Consider the following 26,421-nt stretch of genomic DNA (forward strand, 5'->3'; position numbering starts at 1 on the left):
ATAGCCTGTACGGGATTCGAACCCGTGCCTCCACGCTGAGAACGACTCCGAAGTACAAAAGTTGAACTAAGTTCCCTACTGTTGCGCTATTCTCGTGGATAATTTAGTGTATCGAAAACCAAGTTTTTCCAACATCTGCCCATTTTTCTGCCCATCAATATTCTGTTTTTACGTTATTTATTAATAGCTTGAATAATTCCAACTTAATGTAATAGAATCAATGGTATCAACCGTGAAGAAGTTCTTTCCGATTTGTTTCCTTTTCAGTGGGCTATTTTAGTCTGCTAACCCCCGTTTTTACTGAATAAAACTTTTTTCATCAATCAATGGTATAATTTAACTGTGGCCTTTCTCCCTTTTCTAGAATGCTGTCCTAACCAACATCTAACCCGGCCACACTTGTCCCTTGTCAATTCCAGCAGATTGACGAGGGGCTATTTTCATCTCGTTTCAGTTATTTTAGCTAAATATTCATGTGTTATAATGATGCCGAGGTGATACCAATGAGAAAAATACTAGATACCATTTTGACCATACTATTGTACTCGTTATTGTTTTTGGGAATGATTATTGTCATCATTGTTGTTCTGAAACTTTTCTCGAAATGAATTGCGCTCTCGTTTTTTCAGTGGTACTCTACTTGTGAGCCTTCATTAATTTATTGGCTCTATGTACACGAAAAGTAGCCGGTTTTCTCCCAAAGAATCTTCCCCAAGTTTCCTGAGACCGGCTACTTTTTTGTGAAATACGTTGTTCCGCATAACATATAAACAAAAAAAAACAATTTTTGCAAGTGATATGCTATTTCAGATAGTTGCCCATTAAAAAAGCTCGGGACCTCAGCTAGGGGATTCCGGGCTTTTTATTCTGCTAAACTTTGTTTTAGCTAATTGATCCATAAGCAGTAATCGGCCCAATAGCAGCGTACCCTTTGCTGCCATCTCCTCGTGGCTGGACTGCCCAAATGTATCCGTCAGCAATCACCACATCGTCAAACTTGATGACTGTTCCTGATGGCATGTTAGATGCAATCTTAGCTGCAGACGTGCTAGGAGCTTTACGCAGCTGCAATGTCTCTTTGGTTTTAAAACTTTTCATCTTGATTTTCCCTCCTGTGCTTGGCGTACTTTTCGTGTCATTATCTCCAGTCCAACGAAGGTAGCAGCTCCAAGGATAGTTATAATAGGGGCTGATATTTGTCTCGCGCCCTGTCTGGTCGCCGCCTTGTCCACCAGTGATTCGGCCGTTTTCGTCAATTGACGCCTGAGCTAATTTACCACCACCGATATAGACAGCAACGTGGTTAACGTCGTTTAGCAAGATATCTCCGGGCTGAGGATTTCCATTAACCGCCACCACTTTCCATCCCCGTGCTGTCAGGTTGACTCGCATATTTCCAGTATAAGAGGCGCTGCCAGTTTCAAATCCGGCTTCGTTTAGGGCATAAATCACCAATGCGGAGCAGTCAGTTTCCCCACCGTCGCGGAAATCCAGCCGATTGCTCTGGTCATAGCCAAGGCTGACAGTCTCGCACCAATAAATCATACGATCAATGAGTTTCTGGATACTACCTGCCATCTTTACTCATCCTCCTTATTTTCTGTGGGTTCTTGGCTCGCCTGAAGACGTTTGATGATTGGCTCAAAGATTGATGTCGCAATACCCAATTTACTTAGATTTTCCACAATACTTACAACCTCATTTAGCGTCTCTAATGCATACACGCTGATGATCACGCTGACTGACACAAAGTCCGGCAAAACGATGGTCAACGGTACAATCGCCACCAGTACCATCAACAACGCAAACTTTTTCAGCAGCCCGGTACTCATCTTTCCAGACTTAAGATCGTGATTGATATACGCCTGGATAAATCCAGTCAAAACATCAATTGCCATCAAGATCAAAACAACTCCCAGCCAAATCAATACCTTCCCGTATTCGTTTTTCATCATCTCTTCTGCCCAAAGCAACATTTTCATATCCATTAGACTCACTTTCCTTTTCTATTTTTGGCATTGATATCAAGAAAAAAACAACCGACTAAAAAGTCGGCTGTTTTTACAAAATTACGCTATCTCCAGCGCCTATCCGCTTGATTTGCAACTTCCCATTGACAACTCCAACGATATCATAGGCTAAGTCAGTGCCCCACTTGCGTTTCCTTGGGATTTTGGAAAACTGCCAGTCATCTCGCATACACAAACGCATGAAATGAGGGATTCCATCAATGTACGTCATACCGTCCGTGTGCTCGTGCCCGCTGATGCAGCCAAGTAGCCTACCTTGTCTTTTTCCAGCAAAATTGGCTGTCAGCCCCGTCAAGTCAAAGTAAGTATCTTCCACCTCTTTTACACCAGACCACAAAGTGGACTCATTAAATGCTCGGATTAACGCTAAATAATTATCCTTGTTTTTTGGCACATGAGCAGATTTAAACATCGGTACATGGTACACGAGCAATATTTGCATGTCATCCGACAAGCTCGACAACTGTCCCACTAGCCACTGGAATTGCTGCCGCCCAATGGCCGGCTGATTGAACGCGACATCATTGACATCAGTATCCGTATCTGTCACACCACTGACATCGTACTCGCTTAATCCGATTACCCGAATATTGCCAACGTCGATGGAGCTGTACATCTTTTGCTTGCCGTGATCGGTTATACTAAAAGGATATTGGCTCATATTGTCTTTAACCACATCATAGAGATCAGACGGAAAAATCCAATCACTCTTTTGATATTTGCCATTGACTTGGTGTTGACCAGCATAGTTGGAGTTAAAATCATGATTACCCATGATGTGCATGACCGGCGCGCCAGCTTGAATCAAGACGGAATGTCCGTCTTTAAAATGCTGCAGACCATCCGCACGAGGATCAATGCCATCATTAAGATCCCCATTGTTGACGACTAAATCCACATTGCCTTTTTCGCGGTCAATCATCCTTTGCATCCGTAATAGTCGATCCGCTTCCTCTTCGTTTCGTGGAGATTTAACTAAATGAAAATCCGTACCAATTAATATGCGAGTCATAGGTCACCATCTCCTCGGTACGTCAGTCTAATACGCAAGTTATTAATTTGATACTTGGCGTTTGCTGGGTACGTGTAAACTGTTAACTGATCACCAGCATCAAAATTAGTTGATCCACTAATAATGACTGGTGCTCTGTCGCCAGCCCACCCTTTTATTGCGGGTCCGGGATAAGATTGATCACCGTTGCTTTGCTTTAATTGGAATCCAAAATAGGTTCCAGATCCAGAATTAACAATCTCACACGACAAGTCAAATGTGTACGTGCCAGCTTTGGAAATGTAGATAATGTTTCCGTCACTTAAAAAGCGGGTTGGGTCAGTATTTACTCGATTTGTTAATCCAGTTAGGGCAGTTACCTCAGATGAGCCGTTGGTGATTGTTTTATCAGCCACCGTAACCTCCAAAATTTGTGGGCTACGTCTGATAATTTCATTGAGCATATCTGCCGTTGCATCAGTAATCGCATTAGATAAACTTTCCGATACAGTTGATACTTTAGCGTCCACTTCATTTGGACTGATACCCCCAACTTGTGCCAAAGTCACTTGGTGTGGATTGTTTACGTTTGTAATGTGATTTTCTGTTGCTTGTTTTTGTGCGTAACTACCATCGGCCTCGTCTTTTTTGATAAAACCATCTTTTGACAAAACATCTTGTGCGTTTAGACTAATCTCAATCGCCACGCCAATGTAATCAACATCCACACTTGATGCAGAGACGCCATTAGTTAAATCTGTATAAGCAATTACATGGACAAATCCATCAGACCCGATAAAGTTAGCATCGTTGATTTGGACTGTAAAGTCGGTGTACTCTGGGGCGTCGCCCTGTACTTGAGTAATCCAACTTTCCGTATTTTCTATATACATTGATACCTTTAAATTTTTGTTATTTGGCGAAGTTGCTTTACCGCGGAACGTTAAGGCCAAAGAAACAAAGTGATTTTTTACATAGCTAATCATGTCCTCAATTTGCATCCCATCAAAAAGTTGTGGTGCCAGAGTTTTAATAGCTTTCACTGCGTTTAGTTTATAGAGTTGTTGTGGGATAACCCCATTGGCGCTAGACCCTGTTGTTACACTACTATCATCCCGAGTCGCCAGTTTGTTGTAATCTGATTGACTAATTTCGTCCCAAATGTCTGATGGTTTTTTAAGGCTTTTGGCTGTAAAGTCTGAGTATGATTGGTGTGGATTGGTCGATGTGTTACCCGCTGTTTTTCCCGCAAAGTCCATCATCTTTTTAACATTTGTCAGTCCACTAAATAACTCAATACCATCCGCTTTTGTCATACGGTCTGCGAAGTCTGCTGATAAACGATTGGCTAAAGTCACTTGCTTGATACCTGTCGTGTCTGTCCGAGCTTGTACAATCTCTGGATTGCTATCCCCAGCTTGTGATACTAAATCATCAAAATCATTGCGCAATGTATCAAATTCCTGTTTGTTCTGATTGGCTGTTGATATTGCATTATTAGCCGTATTGATAGCAGTCTGACTATTGGCGTTTGCTTGGTTAGCAGTCGCTTCGATTGCTCGTGTCGCATCAGTTGCAATTTGGACGGCTTCTTGTCCGGCATCCGCTGCAATTTGTTTAGCTTGAGTGATTCCTGCGTTGAGCTCGTCTTCGTAGCCATCGACTTTTACAACAGCCGAATTAACGCCATCAATGGCTGCATTGATTTTATCGGTCCCTTGTCTGAGAACATCAGTATATTGGATATGTTCTACTGGCATTTTTACTTTTCACCCTTTCTTTTAATCGGCATAGAGGTATTCGATTGATGCTTTCTGGATGACGCGTTTTCCGATTTTGATGAATCGATTTTCTTCGTTCATCATTTCTTCATAGAGATCATCAATGGTACGTGCAGTTGCATCCACAATGACGATTTCTTCGGTATCTGATATGAGTTTTACGTGTACGTTCATTTAAAATTGTCCTCCCAATTGGCTTTGAATAAATACTCGTCCGGTGATATCAGCGGTGATTCTGGCCCGCTTGTTTGGTTTTAACTCGATTGTGTGCTTGCCACGCGTGACTTTCCCCGCATTGTCTTTTTTAAGATATGGCACCAGATTTAGGCGATCTGCTGACGTACCAGAAAAGCTGATTTTCTTACTATCAACATAAATATCAACTTGAGATGGGCGTTCACTATCTTCATAGATTCCCCATTCAAGTGGGTGTGTATGTGCCGGTAAATCAATCGAGTGTGTATGGCTCGGTATCTTAATCTGATGCGTGTGGTTTGGGATACTAACTTTGTGGCTATGATTTGGAATGGAAATGTTAAAGTTGTGACTGTGTGCAGGTATCTGTAAATTGAAACCATGACTGTGATTTGGAACATTTACGTTATGCGTATGATTATCTGCTCTTGAATTCGTCTTCAAATCCGACTTACCCGTAGACTGCATAACTATCACTTCGGTTGTCCCTTGAGCGTAGTAGGCTCTTGACTTCATTTCGTCGATTCCGCCGGTGTAATCATAAGCATATTTGAAAGTGATATGATCATGACTACCATTTGCAGTTGAGGTTTGCGTTGACCCACCACCGGTACTGGTTGTGGAGCCTGAGCTATACCCACCGCCACTGCTGGACGTGCTACCGCTGGAGTATCCACCACCACTCGTCGATGTCTGCGTTGACCCACCACCAGAAGAACTCGTCTGCGTAGTTGCTCCACCTGCAGAAGTAGACTTGACGGTAGCACCACCACCTTTAACAGCTTTCGTATAGCCTCGATATGCTGCTGTTTCAAAGTCGAGATCAATTGTGTTGATATGGACCACATCATCGTCAATGTTAAATTTCATGACTGCCGGATAGCTGCTTTCGCAATTATCAGCATACGATTTGTTGAACAGCGTTGTGGCACCCTGAGAATAGGTCTCGTTGATTTGCTGTTTTCGCTGCAGGTCAGCCATTGTGGTACTGATATCTGCGCCAACATTCCCAAGTTCTAGCTCTAAGTCGTGAGGCGCACCAAATACATCTCGTTTCGATTCTTTATTGATTGCCAAATTGACACTGCCGAAATCATTCGTATTAATCATGACGACGGCACCCTCGCGGAGCTCGTCAATTGCTAGAGGATTATCAGTAAGCTTGATTAAATCCACTGCTTTGATTCGCCAAGTAATTTTCGGTACGCTCCATTTTTTTAGCATGGCCATCGCATTGTCCATCAGCGCCTGAGCTATCGTAAAACGGTGGTCAACCCAGATGTATTTAACTAGACCGTACTGCTTGATTGACGCGGCATCTTCCACGTATTCTTTTCCGCCATTTACCGACTTGATATTCAACTGATTGACACCTTCACCAGCACCTAGCGGATAGATGCGATTGACGAGATTTGTTGGATCAACATCAATCTGCAGGCTTTCCAGGTTGTAACCTTCCTGAATTCGACACGTAGGTTCAGTTGCAACTTGGACGAGCGATAGTTCAAATGGATAAACTTGCGTATTGTACTCAAAACGATAATCTTCATCAAATGGCTTTGGAACACTGAAGAGCGCGTCTGCCAATCCGTTTTCATTTTCCCAGGAGTACGAAAAATAGCGTTTGAAATCACAGCGTTTCAACACCCAGTTTTTAGTATCTTGTTGAGACAACACATAATTGATCACGTCACTTGTCGGACGATTGACCAACTCGTGATAACCAAAAAGCACACCGTCCAGTAAGGTACTGAGGGCGTGCTTTGCGGTGTAACTGATAGTATTGTTCGTAGTATCCTTCTTGATTGAAGATGGCATGATTCGATACAAGCCAATATATTCACCTTGGTTATCAGTTAATTCTACCCACTGCAGGGCTTGTATCATACTGTTTTTAGTATCAAAAAGGGGCATCTCAAATGAGAGATCCCCGATTTGATTTTTTAATTTGGTGTAGGATACTTTGGACGCATTTTGCAGGATAGCCGTATATTCTCGTTTAAGATTCATTGTCATTAACATACTTTCAGCCTCCTACAAGTAGCGATTCGGATATTCAATGGTAATCCGAAAATTGCTGGACTTCGCTTGAACAAACAGTGGCTCACCTGGATATAGATAAAAATCATTCATCGGTCTTATCATCGGCTTACCGTTTTGTTCGATATAGAAGTCCTTAGTGTCAATCCGTATTGTTGAATCCATAAATGTGCCAAGATTAATCGTGTCGTCCCTTGTCTTAATCCAAACCTCTTCGCCAGAACCCGCTAAAGTGATAATAGGCTTAACTTTCAGCCCCTCAACGGTTGGATACAATTCAATCGGCAAAACTTCTTTACCGTCATCCCCCATAAGATAAGATTGATTTTCAAAGGTAATCATGGTGGACCCCCAGTATGCTCCACCCTCGATGATGATTGGTAGATCTACAGCGCCGGAACCAGTGTTACCCATCAGGTAATTTGCTTCAAAGGTAATCGACGTTGAACCCCAAGTCACAGATGTAGCATCCGACCGAGTATATTTATATGGATCCCCACAGTAAATATTAAATGTACCAGTCGCATAATAGTCTGTCATTTCTGGCTGATTTACTTGGCTCTTTGATCCGTGAAAATACATCTCAGGTTCATCGTTAAACCAAACTACAATTTCTTTTTCACGATACAATGCCACATTTAGTTTGTTAAACTTATCCCTAAAATCTGCCTTTCCATTAGCCTTTAGCAGATAATAAACAGTAATCTTTCGTGCGGGAATACGGTTATAAACGTGGCTTTCTCCATCACGGATTCCTAGCTGGACATAGCTATTTTCTGTTTCATACAGTTCCCGACCCTCAACTCTCAAAGTCTGATAGCCGGGAATTAATTCCTCTAGAAATCCACCATCAAAATTGAGGGCTTGCTTCGGTAAAATCATCAAAAAGCACCTCGCAATCCTTGACGGCCCATAGCTAGTTCTTGTCGTTTTAATAAAGCTTCAGCAATGGCATCAATATCTGAGTCTTTCCGAACATTAAAAATGGCACCTTCCATCATGCCTTTGTTTTCAATATTGATGACCGTTCCACCTTGGCCACCGCTCAATCCGTTAGCTAGTGCTGACTGTCGACTAATCATAGTTGCAACAGGAGCACTTGAATCATCCATACCAACGTCGAAGTTGGTGTCCATGGCGTCTTGAATACGACCAGCCATCCCCAAGACCAAAGACATGGTATCTCGGAATCTATCTGCCATACTTTCGTTCAGACTACCGATAATTGCTTTACCTGCCGGAATCAGTAACTTACGGTCATAACTAATGGGTCCTTTATGTTCCTTAATCCAATCGCCAATTCCACCGACAAAATCTTTTCCAGATTCCCAAGCGCCTTTCAATCCATCAACAAAACCATCGATGATTGCTCTACCGGCACCCAAAAGATCGATACTCGTGATCGAATCCCACAAGTCACTTCCCATTTGACCGATGGCTGACAACACATCTGGAACAGCCTCACCGATTCCGCTAAGAAATCCTCCGATAATTTCAATCCCTGCGTCTAAAATATCTGGAATCATTTCAACAATACTTTCGATTAATCCCACCATTATTTCTGCTCCTGCTTTCAAAATATCAGGAATTTTTGAAATAAGCATTGTTGCGAATTTAGCAATTAGTTCAATCGCGGCTTGAATCAAATCAGGCAGGCGATCAAGAATACCTTTCACTAACGATTTTAGAATATCCCAACCAGTGGAAATATATTTAGGATAATTCTGGACAATCACATCAATGAATTTACTAACAGCTTGTATTGCACTTTCGCCAATTGCCGGCAAATTTTGAATGATTCCGTCTACTAAGTTCAAAAAAAGGTTTTTTCCCGCCTCAAGGATAGTTGGGATATTCGTCATCAAAAACTCGACAAAGTTCATAATAATATCGCTAGCAATGGTAATCAGTCCCGGAATACTTACTAAAATTCCATTTGCAATATTCGTTAGAATTTGTACTCCCGTTTCCAATAAAGAAGGCAGGTTCTCAGTGATCCACGTCATTATTCCAGTGGTGATTCCCTGGAATGTCTTCATGAAACCAGGAAGCCCGGTTGTAATCCCAGAGGCCATTTGTGACAGTATTGTATTGCCAGCTTCTGAAAAAGCAGGACCGGCTGCTGTGATAAATGTCACGATAGCTTCCGGCAAAGCAGTCAAGATATTCATAATCATTGGGAGAAAGTTCTGGAACAGGAAAGTTGATACTGTCTCTGCTAACGCTTGTAATGCAGGGGTTACATCTTGACCAATTGCCAAATTCCCTAATACATTCGAAAAAGCTGCTTTCATAGATGCTAATGATCCGGAAAATGTTTCGGCTGATTCTTTCGCTGTCGTTCCAGTAATATCTAACTCTTCCTGCACAGCATGAATTGCATCGTACACATCCGCTAAATTGTTAATATCATATTTGACACCGGTTAGCTTAGTAGCATCTTTCAGTAGACGCTCCATTTCAGACTTCGTACCGCCATAGCCTAACTTAAGATTGTCTAACATAGTGTAGTTTTGTTTGGCAAATCCCTGGTACGCATTTTGGATGTCCTCCATGTTGGAGCCCATCTTATTGGCATTGTCGGACATGTCGATCAAGGCCATATTCGCCTTGTCACCTGCCTTCTCTGTATCACCACCCATTGATTGTAGTAATGATGCCGAGAAGCTGGTCACGCTCTCCATGTATTTATTGGCTGATAGACCTGCTGTTTTGTAAGCTTCATTGGCATACCCTTTGACCTTGTCCGCAGATCCCTTGAACAAGGTTTCAATGCCCCCCAACGATTGTTGTAAATCTGCACCTTCCATCAAAGATGATTGGAAAAACTTTCCAATAGCAGCAGTAGCTACAACCCCTTTGATGACAGAAATCATCTTACTTCCCATCGAATTGCCCGCAGATTCTCCGGCAGATGATGCTTCTGGATCAAATTGTTTAGAAATCGCTCCAGAAATTCCCTTGGCTGAAGGCATAATTTGTACATATGCTTGGCCTAGTTCAGTTGCCACTTACATCACCCTTTCGAATCCTATTGATTAAACTATTGCGATATGTCTCAAAATCCTCACCAGTGCTGAAACCAACAGATTTTGCTTCTTTTTTTACTGTTGTCAGTGTTGCGGCAATAGATGTTGGCCGATTTTTCCCATTTTGACCATCCTTCGAATTAATCCAAAGAAGCATACTCACTGTGTCACTGATTCCTGCTAAAAGCAGTGTTTCAAGCGGAACAATTTGGTCGCTCATTCTCAACTTAATGCGGGAATCATCCCTTAATCCGCACGCAAAAACAGCCACCCTTGTTAGCGGCAGCTGTCTATAGTCGTATATGTGATATGTTTCAGCTAGATCACAAGCTAGTGCATCCTCGTCGATTTTCAGCATTCTGGAGAGGATCAGGAGTTTTTTGCTCCTGACCAACTTTGGAAAATATCCATAACTTCAGTCAACATTTTATCGGCTGGTACGAACCCATCCTTCGTTCGAATATGCTCTTTCAGTCGGTTTGCCTGCTCATCTCCTAGCAAAAGGCGGACAACTTTCGAAAGCATCAGAGGGTTGTCGTCTACTTCATTGATGATTTCAAGCAATTCATAGTTGTTTAAACGTTCTTCTGATATTTCAAATTTGAATCCTGACTTAGTCGTATTTTTATCTTCCATTAGTCACTACTCCCCCCTTCTGTTACCGGAGTGCGAATATACTCATAGTGGGTATTTTCCTCGACGTCCGGTAGTGCGGTGATAGTTGTTTCATACCCAACAGCTTCATCATCCTTATAGGTAATCTCTCCAATTTCAGATACCTTACCGTTCGGAATGACAATTCGTTTTAGAATACCGCCTTTTAAAATCATGTCTACAACCAAGACATGTTCGTCTAAAGGCGTTGAATTTGCTTTGATTGTGATTCCCGTTTCTAATGTGCCCGTTACATTCTTTTGCCCATATACCTCTTTGAGTACATCCGGATTTGTCGCCTCAATTAGCGTGTAGGAAAAAGTATCAGCTTTCTCAGTTTGCACCACAGCTACAATATCTCCACCCCATGCTTTGATATTGTCGGATTCAGGTGTGTTCGCATTCTTCATACCATCTTCCGATATATATCCGAGCCCTTTAAAAGCATCGGTTAGTTTTGTAATCGCGTCAGTGGGCAATGCCGTCCCTAGCGGTGCAGAGTAAACAGCTCCGCCAACTTTTGGCTTTGCTGTCGTTACATTTTTTACATCAGACATTTTTGTACCTCCTAGTAATGATTAATATCGAATACCGCTTGATAACGATATTCTTTTGTTGTTGTATCAGTGAAGTTGTAATCGCTGTTGAGATTAACTGCACTGATTTCATTCAGCTCAATCATTCCCTCGACAACATACTTCACCTCTTCGTTAAGTTTGGCCGCCTCATACATACTTCCTGCATAGCTTTGAAAGGCAAACGTCGATGACGGTAGAAAGTTTCGTTTTGCACTACCAGTCTTTTCTAGCAATACATAAGCCTCTGGCGGATCTTTCGGACGCTCAAAAAAAGACGGCACAGATAAATGACCGTCCAGGTAATTCTTAATTACCAGTTCAATCATTTACCGCACCGCCTTCAGGATCGTATTATTCTTCATGTTGTCTCGCCGGGCTTCAAAGCTGCCAGCACTGACCATGGCGTTGGCTCGATTCTTCCCGACATAGATATCCTGTTCATAGCCATCCCCACATCGACCACGAATAGCAGAAGCATGATCAGTTAGGACCTTCTGCATTTCACTCCCCCTCATAAGAGCGGCAACGCCAGACTGATTTAGCTTGAATTTCATCTTACCCATAGCGTTCCACCATCACTTTCTTGTTCCAACTTAGCGGAATCAAGCTCTCAATTCCTTCTGTTGGAAATCCAAATGTCCGCCAACGTTGGCCGAAAAACTCCACTTCCTTATCTTCCCAGTCGTGAGTGTCGCCTTTGGGAATGGCCAATGTGTAAACAGCAACTTTTCCGGTAAGGCTTTGCTGGTTAATTACATCATCAGACGACGTAGGTGCAACCAGTACATTATCAACCAGGATTGATACATCTTCATAGATTGGCTTGTCGAACGGATCTTTGCCGACTTCTTGCTTATCAATCAAAGTAATGGTGATTCCTTCAATAATCATAAGGCTCAATCACCCCATAACGTTGGCGCTTCAATCCAAGGCGGCTCAATTCTGCATTCTTGATAAACAGTCCGCCACCAGGTACAAGATAAGAACCTGAAACGGTATATCCTAATGCACCTTGGGAATATTGCGTCATAGGCTCCTGATTGGTTGAGGTCATCAATGTGCGGGCCACAACATCCACAGTCACAGACTTTACTACGGTAGCATACGTCGGCCGAAAAACTACCATTGCATCCAGATCCACACCGACTTTATTTGCCTCTTCTCTCAAAGAGTCAGAGACCACTTCAAGCAGAGATTCTGCCCGAGTGGTCTCGTCTGGTTTTAATGGCCGCCACAACGATTCTAAATCCTCAATGGTTGCAAAAGGTTCTAGTGACATACAATCACTTCCCCATCATCAAATCGTAAAGCACCTGTTTTTTGTCGCGAGGATTATGATCAATTCCCATGGCTTCCAACTCTTGGATAATATCTTTTTTGCTAAGCGAATCAATATCGGCATTTCCTGTTTGTTCATTCGGGTCTGGTTCAGAAGCTACCGTTGGCTCTGGTTCGGTTACTGGTTCTGAAATATTTTGAACAGGCACAACAGGAGTAGTATCCTGTTGTACTGCTTTGTCCAATTTTCCCTTAGTTTCTACAAGTTCCCAATCCTCACCACTGATTTTACATTCGGAAAAGAAAGAGAACCCAGTTTTTTTGTTACGGTATTCCATATTTTATCCCTCCGGTGTAGTTGCTGGCTTTTTGACCATTGCAAAATGTTCTGGCGACATAATTCCCCAGCCTACATAGGTTTCTGCCCGCAAATAAACTTGGTTATAACCTTTCAAGTCATTCCCGCTATTATCAGGATCACCATATTTAATGATTTCAAATGGAATCTCTTTTGAATAACCCCATTTAAACATATCAGCAAAATCACCAACAATAACCAAGTCATCCGTACCGGCAGAAACTGTGTTATTTACATCTGTTTGTAAACCATTGATTGTCCCAGGATTGGCACCCCATCCCAATTCAGGGAATTGTTTTACGCCGTTCACCTTGTATGATGCAAGCGCAGAAGAAAAGGCTGGTGCCATCGCCATGCCTGTAACCATGCCTTCTGCTCCTTGTACCATTGCTACTGCCGCTTCAACATTTGCATCTGGATCAGCAGCATTATATTCCACAATTTGATTCACTTTGCTATCAAAATTATTAGCACCAATTACAGCTGAAGCAGCTCCAGATCGAGGATTGATTCCATGAAATCCCATGATATCAATACCACGAGCAAGTTTTCGAGAATAACCATCTGTAAAAGCTTCCAAAATTGGAACTTGTTCCTCTTCCGTAGCGTAAAGGAACTCATCAGAAACTCGTGCACCATATTCCACCTTGATTGGCACCATTTTTACTGGCTCAACTGTAATGCCACCATGGCTCTTCTTACCATTTTCGGCTACCACATCAATTTCACTATCCATTGTAAAAACAAATTCTGTTTGACCATTGAATGGAATTGCAATTTGTTTGGATAAAGTTACCAATGAACTTTTACCTGTTACCTTGCTAATAATCTCATTTACGATTTTTTCTGGGAATAAATTTCCTCTTGATGTCACCATAATTTTTACTCTCCTTCTAAGTTAATATTTCCTAGCAATTCTTTGTATGCACCGGTCTTGCTATCAACAATCGGTTTTTTCTCTGTACTTCCTTGTGGCGGTACTGGTGCCGCCGGTTTAACAAACCCAGCAAAGCGTTGCGCATCGGCATTTAAACTTTCCTCATCTTCACCAACCAAACGATCGGCTAAATCAATTGGCAATCCGTTTTTCAATGCAATTTTCGTTCGTAGATTGGCTGTTTCATAGCCAGCAATTTTCGCATTCAAATCTGAGATTGTTGTATTGTAGGTTTTCGCCTTCTCATTGGTTTCGTTGATGGTAGTCTGCAAAGTGCCGACTTCTTTTTCTAATTCCTCATTACGAGTTTTGAGTTGATCATAATCAGCAAACTGTTTTTCCAATGCTTCTTTTTGACGGGCTAGTCTACCTTCGATAATTTGATCTAACTCTTCTTGTGTTTCGATAACTTTAAATGACATGTTAAACGTCCTTTCTCCTGCTTGCCCGGCAGTTCGGTAATTTGGTGTATTAAAAAATGGCTACCAAAATTGATAGCCATCTAATACCTGATTTGTTGAATTTTCTTGGGCTTGGCGTTATGACAAGCCCAGTGCGCTAATAACGCACTATCCATTAGACAAATATCCATATCATCAAAAAGCGATTTGTATCCAAAACCTCCACTGGTCCCGATATTTCGCTTGTCACAGTTGGTTACAACAGTAGTAAGTGACGGTTGGTCATTGTGGCAAAGCGTTTGTTGGTAAATGGCCTGCTCCCATGAAGAGTTGGCATTGATAATTTCTTTGACCGTTGGAAGAATCGGGTCTTTCAGTCGAAAATCCTTCATTTCCTGTGTCAGCAAGCTTTGGCCACTTTGACCATCAATGACAACGGCTTCGATATCTGAATTTCGCAAAAAATGAATGATCCATTGCATCCCATTTCTGACAGATTGGCAATCAACCGTTTCAACGAAGACTTTTCCGGACAACGTTTTGACCGCCACACTCACCGCAACATTTGTTCCATCATTACCATATTTGATACCAACGAATAATTTACCTTTCAGCACTGGCAAGCGATTGACTTTCAATGTCTGCCATTCGTTTTCTGTTATGGCAGATTTTTGATTGTACTTCGGCCAATACCCAAGACGTTGGACATTGTGGTCAAGCTCATCATCCCCAAGCTCGGCTTCAATTTTTCTTTCAGTCAGGTGATAGCCTAAAGACGGGTTAGAATTGTACCAGGCTTCTACATCCCGGATATCAGTCATTTCATCAACAGACCATTCGGCCCAACCAGAATACTTATTCTTTCCATACATGGTAGCTTCTCGGAATTTAGGAAAGACGGTACCGCTAGAAACTGGTGTTGGCGGCGTTCCGCACATGATGGTCAGTGGATTATCACTATCTGTAACGGTGTATTTTAGAGCTGATTCCTGTTCCGTGGTGTACTCTTGTGCTTCATCAATGACTAGAAAGTCAAAACCTTCACCAAGGCCACCGCTGGATGTTCTGGTACGAAACTGAATTACACCACCCGTGCTATACAGCTCAATGCGTTCCTGACCTTTGGCTTTGATAGAGTTGAAATCCTCTCCTTCGACATACCCACTTTTTTCAAGGTACTTCTTAACCTTTTCAAAGGAAGAATGGGAAGTGCTGATACGATGAGCAGTATGCAAAATACTTTTCCCTTGCTCCAGCGCCCACAATTCCAGCATATAGATGATTTCTGTTTTACCGTTCCGCCGCGGGAGCGAATAGCCAAATTTCTGATGGACCCAAAGGCCATCATCATCCACAGCCATGATAGGCTCCAGCATATTTGATTGCCATTCATAGCAATCCAGACCAGTACGCTCATAAAGATCAATTGCTTCTTGATATAGAGATTTATCAAATGGAAGAATTACCGATTGAGTTGGATGCTGATTACCAAGTCGTTTTTTAACTTTAGTAGTCATAGAAATCCTCCTTCAATCACAGCATGCATGATAACCCTATCGCTGGGAGAACTTAAATTTTAATGTGTTCGTTTGATTCTTTTGTATAAGTATCTACATAGATTTCTTGCTTGTCTCCATTCATAGTGATTTCATACATCGGTGCTCCTTTGCATGTAGCACTTAGAATAGCCTTGCTATTTTGAAGTGTTTTGCAACTCCAAACAACGAACACACTAAAAACGGGACAACTTCCATTCTCATTAGTCATTCGCTCTTTAACACGATTGAATACAATTGCTTCACATTCTTCGATAAATTTTTCATGGTTCATTTTGCAAAATCCTCTCTTTTTTAAAATAAAAAGTCCTATTGCTAGGACTTCACTTCCAGTTTTTCAAAAATGTTAAATAGTTTAGGAGTTTGAATAGCAATCCAATCGACTATTTCTTCATCCCTAGCCCATTTCGTGTTGTGATCTAATCCAGATTCGAAAAGAATGGCGTGAACAATTTCATGTCTAATGGTTCTATCCTCGTAGACACGCATATTTTGCATGTTCATCGGGTCGCCATCATCCAAGATGGCAATAAAAATCTCTTTGGTGGTAAAATCCGTTACTCCGTCGTTGTCCCTCATAAACGGTTTTTCTTGCTCGGTGACATTGGTAAAGATTGTATAATCTGTACCTAGAATATTGATTTTTGCTTTTTCTTTCGTAATAATCATCTCCTTAATTTTGGGTACAAAAAAAGCACTCAATCACATTTTAGTAATTGAATGCTACTATGAAATGTATTTAGCTAACTCTTCATTTGGATCATCAATAATACTGAACTTTCCTCCTGGAGAGCTACCATTAAGTGGTTTTGGATTTATAAGGTCATATATATAATCCTCTTCGCTATCATCTACAATCTTAATCATGCCTGTTTCATCTCGTACAACATCATAAACTTCGCCGTCGGTCAAAGAATCAATTCCAAAAGATTCACCAGAATACTTTACCTGACCAATGTACTCTAAGGAAATTGATTTTTCTAATTCACTTTGATAAACATCAATTGTTTTCATCTGGCTTCTCCTTTCTAAATTTGACTTTTGCCTCATATTGGCGATCTTTATTCTCATACCAGTGAACATCATGCATAAATCGATCACTTTCCACCTTACCAACACGTTTCTTCCAGTTCGGTAACCGGCCGCCGTAGGTATTAACAAGACGATTTACAATTCTAATTTCTCTACCTTGTGCAATGGTCTTAGAATTTTTGATAAGAGCATCTTTGGGAATAAATGATTTTTCGCCAGTTAATGGGTCAACAAAGTCCAGCTGTTCCTGCAAAGAAACTTCTACTTTATCAACAACTTTTCCAAGCTGTTTCCTCGCCTCTATTTTAGCATCTTTCTGAGGGTCCCGCCATTTCTTGGTGTGAGAATCCTGAATTCCACGAGAATCTTTAGGATTGTACTCAACTGTGCAACGACAACGATCATGGCGTTGATAAACATTTTCCGGCTCCTCATGATAAGGATAGGTGCCGGCTAGGTTTTTACACCAATCACAGGCTTTTCCGCGAACTGTTCTTGTAATTGTCGGTTTCAATCCAGCCTTGGCATGGAAGTCAACATTCGCTTTGATAGCATCATCCACAATCGATTGTGTGAAGTTAACAACTGGCTCTTGTAAGATCCATTTGATAGCTTCAAAATCCGCTTCACTAGACACACGGTTGATAATTCCATCGATACGGTCCTGATTAATCACAGGTAATTGTGCTTTTAGCTTGATTCCGGCAGCTTGATTCAACTCCCCTTGAACATCCCCGGCATACCCACTTACCAAATCAAAATTCTTTTGCATAGTTGGATTCAAAATGCGGTCTGCAATGTTGAAATACATTTTCCCATCTGGCAAAATCTCGGCAGTGATATTAGCCCCCAGGACATCAGCTAAAATTTCACCGACTTCAATGGCAAAATCATTTACATCAATGTAAGTAGCTTTCTTGTCACTTAGTCGCTTCAATGCCTTTTTAAGCTTTGTGCTGCTGTAGGATTTCTCGTCAAATTGTGCTTGGATATTTTCCAAAAGCGATGGTACGATATCATCCACTGCGATCAGCTCCCTTAACGCCAGTCAAATCCCGGATTGTATCGCCATCGACAAAGCCTTCAATAGCTTGGTTGAGTTTGATTGCGCCATCCCCGATAAGGCTCAACATACTTGCATCTGCCTCGAACAATGGCTCCCATTTTGGCTTGGTTTGTACGAATTGTTCTCGCAAATATGGATAATCATCACGCAGACAAGCTGCCAGATAGGCAACATTCAGAAATCCGGAACCCAGAGATCGTTGTGCCTTTCGACCAGCAAGTCGCAAGTTTTCATGACTTGCTTTGATAGCCTCAACACTAGATGGATTGTCAGAAACAAAGCCCAGGTCATCCAGTGTCAATCCTGTTTCACCAGCAAATCCAGCAGCTGCTGTTTTCAGCTGTTCCGTAAATGGCGACATGGAAGACGTCGTAAATTGGCCAAGCGAGGGTTTGTCTCCATCTTCGTCTTTTGTAAATTCCAGCATTGCTGAAATAGTTGCTTTCCAGCTATCCAATGGTTTCGATTCTTGTGAGGTTCCCACAACATATTTTTGAGGGAAGCTATAAAATTCTGCTGTAATATCCGCCCGTTCCAATGTCCGTTTAGCATAGCGCTGGTAATACATCCCCGCACGCGTAATCCGTGAACGACCAAAAGGACGAACTGCATCGGGACGATGAATTAATGGCACCAACAACGGATGGCCGGTTGGGTTTTCAATTGAAAAATCTTCAACATCCGGATTTTTGTAGTAGTAGTCCGTCTGAGTCGGGGAGAAGTAAGCTTCAACAGCTGGATTTCCTTTATCATCTCGTTCCAGCACCGCATACCCCTCTGTTAGCAATCCCGTAATTGGGTCAATGATACCGGTGGCGTTGCTTGCCTCGATTACTTGCAATCGCGGCAATCCGTCCTCAACTTTTGAGATATAAATAAAAGAGCACGATGCAATCAAAGCTGAAAGCACCGCACTGTCGAAAAATACATCTGGATTATTTGCATCGAAAATCTCGTTTACTTCAAAATTGTCATTGGTAAATTCCCGAAACACCAACCGATCAGCAAGAGCATCAACGCCCTTTGCACACCAACCAAGGACAGAACGATAACGACCACGAATCTGTCTAGGAATCGTAACAGAAACATCTTGGTCAATGTATTTCATGGCGTATTGATTGTAACGCATATTCACTTTATTTCGATGGGATACAAGCTTTCTTTGCAGATATTCCATGCCTTTTGCAACCATTTCATCAACTCCTTCGTGTTCGCGCGAGAAAAAATGTACAGTGACGGCGTGAAGATCGGCCACCGAAGGGAAGGGGTGGGTATCCCCCCTTCATATCTTCTAACGCTATGACTTCCAGCAATCATTTTGATCTGTAGGCTACCCAGTTTATTGATTGAGGCAGGTTACGGTTCCCGATTACCTTAGTCTCTTTTTTATCATTTTCTGCATTAAACAGCTTGTCTGACTTCTGTCGGTTGCATGACCAATGAGCCAGCTGTAGGTTCTCAATGGCAGATGGGTGTCCACCCTTTGACACGGGAACAATATGGTCAATGACTGGGCTCATTGGATCAGGATACTTTAATCTCTTATCCACTGGCTTACCACAGATTCCGCAAGTGTTCTCAGTCTTTAGGATACGCTTCTTATTTTTCTCAAAGGCCACACGGTGGGGACCTGACCTGTCTGCTCTGACCATGACATACCTCCTATGATATGTAAAGCACCCTAGAGGATTCGAACCTCCAGACACGGGATTGAACCGCTCACTTCATGATAGCTTAACCTGTGGGCGCGTTTTAGTATCGTTAGATGAATCAGTATTCAATAACAAGAAACTCCCCGCCGACTTCGACGAGGAGAAAGGAGGAAATCACTATACCGATTTCATGCTATCATTATAGCATATAGAACCTTTGCTTTTTTTCCGTCTTTTTTCAATTAGTTAAACATAACTGCTTCATAGCCAAATAGCAACGAAGCCATGTCCTTTATTGCTTTCTTGGTATCTGAATAGACGGTTGTCTGACCGATATTGTAATAGTCCATCAAATCACGCACTGACATTCGCTGCTCTGCAATGTATCTTTTCTTTAATACGCCGAACCGACGCTCCTCCTCGTCTGATCCATGATTGCATTCCCATTCATAGGCTGCCAGCATCTTATCAATGTGACGCACCATTTTATAAGTCTTCATGCGATAGCGCTCCAATGTTTCCAAAGTCAATTCTTCCGAGCCAAGGAAAGTACCTTCATCCGTGTATTTTTCCATGTCAATTTCCCGCACCATCTCTTTGCACTTTCGATAATTGACTAACAACAGTTCAGTATTTTTAACCATGTTTCGCTTACGATCTCGTTCAGCTTGACGCATTTCCTTTTCATGATCGGATAATACTTTTCGAAAGGCATTGACTACTTCCACATTGTTTCGCTTCAGCAGTTCTGTAAATGATTCCTCTGCTAGATATGAGATTGTTTCTTTCATAGCTTCCCTCGATGCAATAGAGGAGATTAATCCGATATCTTCTTTGCTGATTAGCACGGGATATCGGATACCAAAAACCGTTGTTAAACCTAATACAGTATCATCATTTTGATTCATACTTCTCCTCCTGATTAATAAACTACAATATTTTTTTTGCTGATAGCTGTTTTTCCATGAAGCATGTCAATCAGATAATCATCCTCTTCATGTGTGCTTTCAATCAAAACAACTACACTGTTTTCCCTCACGAACTTGATCACACCTCGAAACGGGTGTCGCCATGATTCCCGGCCAACACAATAAACACTCATCCCCGGTGTGAGATCATTTTTCTTTCTTCTTGCCATTTGCTTTCCCCGTTCCATTTGCAATTGCTGCCGCCAAAAGCCGGCGCTTTTTCTTTTTGACTTTTGATTTAGTCTTTCCCATGTACTCTAACTCCTTACTATCCAAGTAACGCCCCAACAAAATTGAGACACGAACTACAATGATTATCCAAATAAAACCAACAGTAAGATAAACGATCACATCTGATCACCTTCAAGCACATCCCCGATGCGAATAATCTTGATAGCAGCAGACTGATAAAGCTCAATCTGCTCCTCTCTCCCCTCATTGGCACCACCAATATACAAATCACCTCTAATATATCGGGATAAGGCAATCCATTCATCCGGTGTGAGATCGTTCATCAGCATATCATTCTCTTTTCCTTGTATGTTTTTACCAATTTGAGCTATTCCTGCACCGTAGAACTCTAATGCCTCACCAATTCCTCTAGTCATAGCACAAATAATCTCAGATACTTTTTTCAATTCTGTTTTGCTGAAACTCTTTACTTTTTTTATATTGCATTGCTGTTCTTTAGCTTTAAGCCTAGCTACTCGTCGATGCCTGTTATTCATGGTGCCCTCCCATTCCTTAGTTATCCTCTTACCCTAACAAGTCCAGATCATAAATTGTATAATCGCATCGGTAGACAAACAGATACTTGCCGTCTACCAGCAGTCCCGTACTCTTAGGCACTTCTGTTTTGTAAAGGGATACGTTATCCCCTGCATATGTTGCAAGCGGTGTGCCATTTTGACTACGGATTAGCACTACTTTTTTCTTGCCGGTAAATGAGTTCCGAAAATCGTTAATCATCGAATTAACAATCGGGACTCCTCGCTGCATTTCTTGGATATCGTTTTTCTTGGCGTACTCATCAAAAACATTCTCCAGCCCACGCTCTGCAATCACCATCGACGATCCAACATGATGCATTTCTTTTTCTCCGATTGTAATTTGGATTACTGAGGAATCTGCAGACTCCAGATCAGTATCAAATGTAGAATCTCGCTCAATCATGATTGATTTGCCGATGACGCGATCAATCAGTTGGCTCTCCTCATCGTATGTCTGGATAGTCATCTCCAAACCCTTAAAACTCTCTTCAAATCCCTTGAACAACATCGTGAGGTCTTGACAGGCAGATAAACTGACAACTGCCATCACTAAAGTCACAATCGCTAAAATTTTCTTTTTCATCTTTTTTCTCCCTCAGCCATAATTGGCAAGATAATTTAATAAATGGAGCCAAAGCTCCTGATATTGCGGCAGCACCCGCTGTAGAAAAAACAGCAGGCGCCTAAGTGATTCGATGGTTTCGTATGTCATAGGATTACTCCTTAATTTGGGTGTGTTAGCTGACCGATTCTTTCAATTCCACGAACAAATTCCAATGCTTGCTGCCTTTATAAATATTGTAGGGAATCGTTTCATCATTCTCTTCGTCATAACCAAAATCCCACGCATCATCACAGACAGATGTTTGATTCCATGCGACACCAATACATTCCTCATCAGCTATCATTTTGTTGATAATATCGGCCTGTTCCGAAAAGCTTGAAGCAGGCTCTTCTTTCCCATACATTTTAAAAGCATGAATTAGCTTCCCGAAGTCTTCTTTTAATACGATGACATCATCGAAAGTTGAGCCCAGCACTATATCTTCGTGCCTTTGATAAAACCCTTTGTTAAATTTCGCCCACGTATTCTTAAAGCCGTTCACTCCGAACAGTTTATCGTGGATATTGTATTTTTCTTGAAGGCTATTCCATACGTGCATTCCACCACGCCAAGCATTTTGAATATCCGTGTAACCCACGACATCTCCATTAGACTTAATCATCATAATTTCAGTTGTACTCATATTGTTTCCTCTTTTCTAAATTGGTGGTTAGCTGACTGACTCAGCTATTTTAATTAGCTTTTTTTTAATCCTATTTAACTGTTTAACAGCGCCTTTTCCATACCAATCTTCAATTCCTTGCCTATTTACAAATTTCATGATTTCGGGTAGAGCTTGCCAATCATCTTTAGTCATTTCACGTTGGATATTTGCTTGATCCAATAGCACTTTGACCTGATAAGACGATATAAACTCCTCACCGCTCTCGCTCAATATAATTGCGGGGAAAACCCTGCTATCAACACACCGCGAATCTCTTAAAGCTTCGATTATTTGCTCTAATGTTAAACTGTCAGCTTTCACCTTTTGTTCAAATGGCGTCATAAAATCACCTCTCCTATTCCGCTAAATCCGTCGTTAACTTACCGCTCAAGTTCCATAATCGCCGCAAAGATAGGAAAAATCTGTTGCGGCACTACTGCATTTCCTAGCGACTTAAGTCTGTCCATCCCTTCGGAAAGCCCATCATCGTTTCGATAAATTCTGACGCTTGGATCGGCGAGTATTCCAGTAGCGCGAGATAGTATACAACCCGCTTCTGTCCGCGTCTCCCCCCTGGTTTGCTGGTCAAAGCTATCCTCACAGAACGCCCAACATCTGCTTTCCTGGTGTATTTCCAAGCTATCCCATCGCTTGCGATTGGAGTTGGCCACAATAAATGTTCTTGATCGCTGGTGCCACGCCCCCACGGCTGAAGCAGGTAGTACAAACGCCCTTGCTTCGTAGCCGATGCTTTCCAAGTTAGATAGTGTGCGGTCGAGCTCCATATTGGCGAAGTTAGCAACATTTTCTCCAACAACCCAAGTGGGCCTGAGTTCGTCGATAATTCTAAACATTTCTGGCCAGAGGTCACGGTCATCTTCCGTGCCTCGTCGCTTCCCAACTGAACTGTAAGGTTGGCAAGGGAATCCTCCGTGAATAATGTCAATTGTTCGGTCTTGATCGATCACACCTTCTTTCTCCAACAACTCTTTATTGAGTTGCTTCACGTCTTTAAAAATTGGCACGTTTGGCCAATGCTTTTTTAATACTTGCCGTGGAAAATCAGCGTACTCGCAAAAAGCGACTGTATCGATCCCAGCCCATTCTGCAGCTAGATCAATCCCACCAATTCCGCTAAAAAGTGATAGTGCCTTCATGAGCGTGCTCCTCTCTCAGTCCACTAAAGTCAGCGATAGCGGCTTTTTTACAGTAGTTCCAGATTTTCATATATATTTCCGATGATTTTTCCATGTAAATAGGCATCCTCCGAAAAGAAATCACACGGGTCATCTTGTATCTGTCTATAAAATCCATCTAACTCAAATGAGTAGCTTCCAAGCATCAGGCGATAGATTTCACCATCCCATTTAACCAAATCATCCTGACAATACTGATTCCCGTGTGCATCAAACAGTCCGGTGTATTGCATAAGAACAACATCATCAAAATCAAATATCTCAGCGAAACATTTAGCACCTTTTAGATCATTTCTTTTTACCAAACAGTTCCTTCCTAAAAAATCTGGTGTAGCTTCTGCTATCACTCCGTCTGGATGATTTGACAGAATCCCGGGTTTAACCCACGCTCTAAACTTCGGTATCATCTTTCGCCCTCCAACCCCCAATTTTTACCTCAATCAGATTTTCTAAATACCTCACTTGCTGCTCCACATATGCTTCATCCCTACAGCATTCCAAACGATGATTAACATCTTGGAGCACCGCCAGTGGGAATTCATACTCAGACAGCAACACATTCAGTCGGTCAATAGCTTTCATGACGAACCTTCTTTCTCTAATACATAAGGCGTGAAAATTGCTCTTTTCCCCGGCAAACACTCGTAATAGTATCCCGACTCAGCAATCAAAAACGTTCGATTCATTCCCTCTTCATCCACGCAAATAGCAAGACGCTGCTTCGGATTTTTAGGATTCAGGTGCAGGTCTAGGTATTTCCATCCCCGCACGTTGCAAAATGCATCAAACTTCATTTCCTCCACTTTTTCATTCAAAATCGCCATGACTAACTCCTCTCTGATATCCGAAGAAAATCAACATATCCTATCGTTGGTACTTGATACTTCATCAAGTCCTCCTCAGTCAAATGCTGATGGCCAAAAACTAGCTTCATGTCTTTCCAAACGCTCCAGGGAACGAACCCTGCTGTATTATTGATCAGACAACAAACACCAACTACCGCTCCCATCTGGTGGTGATACTTGAGACAAACAGACTGGTTTTCAGTAATCACAGTTCTCTTTAGTTTTCCAGTAGTGGTCATTTTAGCTTCAAATGCTATCGCACGCCCACCAGCTAATGTTCCCTTGTAATCTGGTTGAGCCATTCCGGTAAACCACCCGACAAAAGTCCCGTCAGAATTTTTTCCCTTCACTCGGAAAGGTTCAGGCGTTTTCTCAATCATGGCAATGTCACAGTTTTTGTAATATAGACATGCCTGATCAATCATTCGTTCCAAAAGATGCCCCCGATCATTGTTCATCCTGTTTTGTATACTCTGTGAATATTTCGGCACGTTAGCCATCATCGAATATTTCGGCACGTTAGCCACCATCCTCTTTCTTCCACATTTTCAAATACATGTGCCATCCCTTAAACTGGTTTTCCTTAAACACAATACTGGCGATGTGATAACCCGGATATTTCTTAGCGAGGATCTCAGCACCCAAGTCATTTGATGTTGCCATTTTCTCCAGCTGCTTCCGGGTGAATTTGTAATCATTTTTAGTTTTATATGGCCGGTCAAGATTCCTGCTGCAATTCCACAGCTTCTTGCCCTTTTTCCATCTGTGACCCTTAGCGAAGTATCCGGCCAGTGCTTCCAATCCTGTATCCGAACTCGGAAGAATCTTCTTGGTAGTCACATAGCCCAGAGCTTTTCTATTTTTGCCACCGCCACGGGACCAGCACTCATCCAAATCATCCCTGCTGATTCCAGCATTCATCACCACATGGAAATGGACCCGTTCCAAATACTTCTCTTCATCATCCAGCTGATACTCCATGACCCAGATGTATTTCAATTCTTTTTGAAGCTTCTTGTACCGGTCCCTACATTTTCTCAAGAAATTGGTAAGATCCTTTTTGGCTTCATCCACTTTCTCCGGAGGCGGTATCTCACCCTCCTGGTATGTCAGCGTGAAGTAGTAATCCCCTTTAACAAAATTCCCTTGCATGCATAACCGCATCCACCTGAAGGAGTTTCTGTCATTTAGAACCTGTTGTTCTGGACGAGTCAGATACTCCCTCTTCCTCCGATTCCTTCCAGGTGACCCCCGCTTCACTTCATCAGGTAACGGAATAACATCCACTTCGGAATAACTTCCTGTATCGTATTTATTCTGTCTGATAAACATTGCCATTCTCCTCTTGTTTTTTCACAACGTCGCTAAGTTAAGACCTATTACAAGCCCACAAAACGCCGACAAATCAGCGTTTCATTGAAAAAAGTTGTCGGAGATGGTATACTATTGGTAGTTAATGATTAGTACCAAATCCGTGAGTGAACGTCGGCCATGACGTTCACTCTTTTTTTGCATTCATTTGTTCTAGAATGCTATGATCGTGATTTTCAAAAGTGAAAAACAATACCTCTTCAGATTTATGTTTGCCATCCATGTGGTAGATAGACTTAAAAATCTGTCGACCTCGTAGCTGGAAAGTTTGCACCCAACCATCAGTAGTCTTGGCCATGATGGTGTAAACAAATTCCGGAACATCCTCTTTTCGCTTCATCAGTCGCACACTTACGACTCGTGCTGGTAGATCCTCGATTACATGGACTGCTTCGGCTAACATCAGCATAGTCTCCCTCCTTTTT

Annotated in this window: 38 protein-coding genes; all 38 read right to left on the reverse strand. The window is 42.0% G+C overall.

What is annotated here, in order from left to right; translation table 11 throughout:
- Positions 1-882 precede the first annotated feature (882 nt).
- On the reverse strand, positions 883-1,578 hold the full coding sequence (locus ACOMA8_RS13930; protein ID WP_421371516.1) for an endolysin-like domain-containing protein: 696 nt from the start codon (positions 1,576-1,578) through the stop codon (positions 883-885).
- A 2-nt stretch (positions 1,579-1,580) separates the two neighbouring features.
- The gene (locus ACOMA8_RS13935) at positions 1,581-1,988 is read right to left on the reverse strand and encodes a phage holin family protein (RefSeq protein ID WP_421371518.1); all 408 of its coding nucleotides are present in this window, start codon (positions 1,986-1,988) and stop codon (positions 1,581-1,583) included.
- Positions 1,989-2,061: 73 nt separating this feature from the next.
- Positions 2,062-3,042, reverse strand: a complete 981-nt coding sequence (locus tag ACOMA8_RS13940) for a metallophosphoesterase family protein (RefSeq protein ID WP_421371520.1) — start codon at positions 3,040-3,042, stop codon at positions 2,062-2,064.
- Complete coding sequence (locus tag ACOMA8_RS13945; RefSeq protein WP_421371522.1) at positions 3,039-4,781, reverse strand: methyl-accepting chemotaxis protein; 1,743 nt, start codon at positions 4,779-4,781, stop codon at positions 3,039-3,041. Before ACOMA8_RS13945 ends, ACOMA8_RS13940 begins: the two co-directional genes overlap by 4 nt.
- Before the next feature lie 21 nt (positions 4,782-4,802).
- Complete coding sequence (locus tag ACOMA8_RS13950; protein WP_421371524.1) at positions 4,803-4,976, reverse strand: hypothetical protein; 174 nt, start codon at positions 4,974-4,976, stop codon at positions 4,803-4,805.
- Entirely contained in the window at positions 4,977-7,019 is a 2,043-nt protein-coding gene (locus ACOMA8_RS13955) for a phage tail protein (RefSeq protein WP_421371527.1), read from the reverse strand. It lies immediately after the preceding gene.
- 12 nt (positions 7,020-7,031) lie between these two features.
- A complete protein-coding gene (locus ACOMA8_RS13960) occupies positions 7,032-7,919 on the reverse strand; it encodes a distal tail protein Dit (protein WP_421371528.1) in 888 nt (295 codons plus the stop codon).
- Positions 7,919-10,048 (reverse strand): phage tail protein, encoded by a 2,130-nt coding sequence (locus ACOMA8_RS13965; protein ID WP_421371530.1) that lies wholly within the window; start codon positions 10,046-10,048, stop codon positions 7,919-7,921. The genes ACOMA8_RS13960 and ACOMA8_RS13965 overlap by 1 nt, the downstream gene beginning before the upstream one ends.
- Positions 10,038-10,424: a DUF5361 domain-containing protein gene (locus ACOMA8_RS13970; protein ID WP_421371532.1), complete on the reverse strand. Its 387-nt coding sequence runs from the start codon at positions 10,422-10,424 to the stop codon at positions 10,038-10,040. The genes ACOMA8_RS13965 and ACOMA8_RS13970 overlap by 11 nt, the downstream gene beginning before the upstream one ends.
- A gap of 11 nt (positions 10,425-10,435) precedes the next feature.
- Positions 10,436-10,702 carry a hypothetical protein gene (locus ACOMA8_RS13975; protein ID WP_421371534.1) on the reverse strand — a complete coding sequence of 89 codons (267 nt, stop codon included), beginning with the start codon at positions 10,700-10,702 and terminating at the stop codon, positions 10,436-10,438.
- Positions 10,702-11,277 (reverse strand): phage tail tube protein, encoded by a 576-nt coding sequence (locus tag ACOMA8_RS13980; RefSeq protein ID WP_421371536.1) that lies wholly within the window; start codon positions 11,275-11,277, stop codon positions 10,702-10,704. The genes ACOMA8_RS13975 and ACOMA8_RS13980 overlap by 1 nt, the downstream gene beginning before the upstream one ends.
- Before the next feature lie 11 nt (positions 11,278-11,288).
- Entirely contained in the window at positions 11,289-11,624 is a 336-nt protein-coding gene (locus ACOMA8_RS13985; RefSeq protein ID WP_421371538.1) for a hypothetical protein, read from the reverse strand.
- Entirely contained in the window at positions 11,625-11,861 is a 237-nt protein-coding gene (locus ACOMA8_RS13990; protein ID WP_421371540.1) for a hypothetical protein, read from the reverse strand.
- Positions 11,854-12,189 carry a hypothetical protein gene (locus ACOMA8_RS13995; RefSeq protein WP_118339274.1) on the reverse strand — a complete coding sequence of 112 codons (336 nt, stop codon included), beginning with the start codon at positions 12,187-12,189 and terminating at the stop codon, positions 11,854-11,856. Before ACOMA8_RS13995 ends, ACOMA8_RS13990 begins: the two co-directional genes overlap by 8 nt.
- Positions 12,179-12,577 (reverse strand): phage Gp19/Gp15/Gp42 family protein, encoded by a 399-nt coding sequence (locus ACOMA8_RS14000; protein ID WP_421371542.1) that lies wholly within the window; start codon positions 12,575-12,577, stop codon positions 12,179-12,181. The genes ACOMA8_RS13995 and ACOMA8_RS14000 overlap by 11 nt, the downstream gene beginning before the upstream one ends.
- Before the next feature lie 4 nt (positions 12,578-12,581).
- Positions 12,582-12,914, reverse strand: coding sequence for a hypothetical protein (locus ACOMA8_RS14005; protein ID WP_421371545.1), 333 nt, complete (start codon positions 12,912-12,914; stop codon positions 12,582-12,584).
- A gap of 3 nt (positions 12,915-12,917) precedes the next feature.
- A complete protein-coding gene (locus ACOMA8_RS14010; protein ID WP_421371547.1) occupies positions 12,918-13,811 on the reverse strand; it encodes a phage major capsid family protein in 894 nt (297 codons plus the stop codon).
- Positions 13,812-13,816: 5 nt separating this feature from the next.
- Positions 13,817-14,293 carry a capsid assembly scaffolding protein Gp46 family protein gene (locus ACOMA8_RS14015; protein ID WP_421371550.1) on the reverse strand — a complete coding sequence of 159 codons (477 nt, stop codon included), beginning with the start codon at positions 14,291-14,293 and terminating at the stop codon, positions 13,817-13,819.
- Between the two features lie 80 nt (positions 14,294-14,373).
- Positions 14,374-15,789: a DEAD/DEAH box helicase family protein gene (locus ACOMA8_RS14020; RefSeq protein WP_421371552.1), complete on the reverse strand. Its 1,416-nt coding sequence runs from the start codon at positions 15,787-15,789 to the stop codon at positions 14,374-14,376.
- A 52-nt stretch (positions 15,790-15,841) separates the two neighbouring features.
- Entirely contained in the window at positions 15,842-16,102 is a 261-nt protein-coding gene (locus ACOMA8_RS14025; protein WP_118339282.1) for a DUF6275 family protein, read from the reverse strand.
- Positions 16,103-16,143: 41 nt separating this feature from the next.
- Positions 16,144-16,497: a hypothetical protein gene (locus ACOMA8_RS14030; protein ID WP_421371555.1), complete on the reverse strand. Its 354-nt coding sequence runs from the start codon at positions 16,495-16,497 to the stop codon at positions 16,144-16,146.
- Positions 16,498-16,554: 57 nt separating this feature from the next.
- The gene (locus ACOMA8_RS14035; protein ID WP_421371557.1) at positions 16,555-16,842 is read right to left on the reverse strand and encodes a hypothetical protein; all 288 of its coding nucleotides are present in this window, start codon (positions 16,840-16,842) and stop codon (positions 16,555-16,557) included.
- A complete protein-coding gene (locus tag ACOMA8_RS14040) occupies positions 16,829-17,884 on the reverse strand; it encodes a hypothetical protein (RefSeq protein ID WP_421371559.1) in 1,056 nt (351 codons plus the stop codon). Before ACOMA8_RS14040 ends, ACOMA8_RS14035 begins: the two co-directional genes overlap by 14 nt.
- Positions 17,877-19,118 carry a hypothetical protein gene (locus tag ACOMA8_RS14045; protein ID WP_421371561.1) on the reverse strand — a complete coding sequence of 414 codons (1,242 nt, stop codon included), beginning with the start codon at positions 19,116-19,118 and terminating at the stop codon, positions 17,877-17,879. The genes ACOMA8_RS14040 and ACOMA8_RS14045 overlap by 8 nt, the downstream gene beginning before the upstream one ends.
- Before the next feature lie 121 nt (positions 19,119-19,239).
- Entirely contained in the window at positions 19,240-19,578 is a 339-nt protein-coding gene (locus ACOMA8_RS14050) for an HNH endonuclease (RefSeq protein WP_421371563.1), read from the reverse strand.
- Between the two features lie 242 nt (positions 19,579-19,820).
- Positions 19,821-20,486 (reverse strand): hypothetical protein, encoded by a 666-nt coding sequence (locus tag ACOMA8_RS14055; RefSeq protein WP_421371566.1) that lies wholly within the window; start codon positions 20,484-20,486, stop codon positions 19,821-19,823.
- A gap of 14 nt (positions 20,487-20,500) precedes the next feature.
- Entirely contained in the window at positions 20,501-20,716 is a 216-nt protein-coding gene (locus ACOMA8_RS14060; RefSeq protein WP_421371568.1) for a hypothetical protein, read from the reverse strand.
- Positions 20,717-20,893: 177 nt separating this feature from the next.
- Entirely contained in the window at positions 20,894-21,274 is a 381-nt protein-coding gene (locus ACOMA8_RS14065; RefSeq protein WP_421371570.1) for a hypothetical protein, read from the reverse strand.
- 28 nt (positions 21,275-21,302) lie between these two features.
- Positions 21,303-21,899 (reverse strand): DUF5052 family protein, encoded by a 597-nt coding sequence (locus ACOMA8_RS14070; protein ID WP_421371571.1) that lies wholly within the window; start codon positions 21,897-21,899, stop codon positions 21,303-21,305.
- Between the two features lie 154 nt (positions 21,900-22,053).
- The gene (locus tag ACOMA8_RS14075; protein WP_421371573.1) at positions 22,054-22,563 is read right to left on the reverse strand and encodes a hypothetical protein; all 510 of its coding nucleotides are present in this window, start codon (positions 22,561-22,563) and stop codon (positions 22,054-22,056) included.
- Positions 22,564-22,590: 27 nt separating this feature from the next.
- Positions 22,591-22,926: a hypothetical protein gene (locus ACOMA8_RS14080; protein WP_421371575.1), complete on the reverse strand. Its 336-nt coding sequence runs from the start codon at positions 22,924-22,926 to the stop codon at positions 22,591-22,593.
- Between the two features lie 38 nt (positions 22,927-22,964).
- Positions 22,965-23,741 (reverse strand): DNA cytosine methyltransferase, encoded by a 777-nt coding sequence (locus ACOMA8_RS14085; protein ID WP_421371577.1) that lies wholly within the window; start codon positions 23,739-23,741, stop codon positions 22,965-22,967.
- A gap of 47 nt (positions 23,742-23,788) precedes the next feature.
- Positions 23,789-24,187 carry a YopX family protein gene (locus ACOMA8_RS14090; protein WP_421371579.1) on the reverse strand — a complete coding sequence of 133 codons (399 nt, stop codon included), beginning with the start codon at positions 24,185-24,187 and terminating at the stop codon, positions 23,789-23,791.
- Positions 24,171-24,362 (reverse strand): DUF6877 family protein, encoded by a 192-nt coding sequence (locus tag ACOMA8_RS14095; protein ID WP_421371581.1) that lies wholly within the window; start codon positions 24,360-24,362, stop codon positions 24,171-24,173. Before ACOMA8_RS14095 ends, ACOMA8_RS14090 begins: the two co-directional genes overlap by 17 nt.
- Positions 24,359-24,604, reverse strand: a complete 246-nt coding sequence (locus ACOMA8_RS14100; protein WP_421371583.1) for a hypothetical protein — start codon at positions 24,602-24,604, stop codon at positions 24,359-24,361. The genes ACOMA8_RS14095 and ACOMA8_RS14100 overlap by 4 nt, the downstream gene beginning before the upstream one ends.
- Positions 24,605-24,606: 2 nt before the next feature.
- Positions 24,607-25,155 (reverse strand): Holliday junction resolvase RecU, encoded by a 549-nt coding sequence (locus tag ACOMA8_RS14105; protein ID WP_421371586.1) that lies wholly within the window; start codon positions 25,153-25,155, stop codon positions 24,607-24,609.
- Positions 25,145-25,957: a rolling circle replication-associated protein gene (locus tag ACOMA8_RS14110; RefSeq protein WP_421371588.1), complete on the reverse strand. Its 813-nt coding sequence runs from the start codon at positions 25,955-25,957 to the stop codon at positions 25,145-25,147. Before ACOMA8_RS14110 ends, ACOMA8_RS14105 begins: the two co-directional genes overlap by 11 nt.
- A 166-nt stretch (positions 25,958-26,123) precedes the next feature.
- Positions 26,124-26,405, reverse strand: coding sequence for a hypothetical protein (locus ACOMA8_RS14115; protein WP_421371591.1), 282 nt, complete (start codon positions 26,403-26,405; stop codon positions 26,124-26,126).
- Positions 26,406-26,421: the final 16 nt, after the last annotated feature.

The organism is Enterococcus infantis, from assembly GCF_049166715.1.
In the GTDB taxonomy this organism is placed as follows: domain Bacteria; phylum Bacillota; class Bacilli; order Lactobacillales; family Enterococcaceae; genus Enterococcus_C; species Enterococcus_C leclercqii.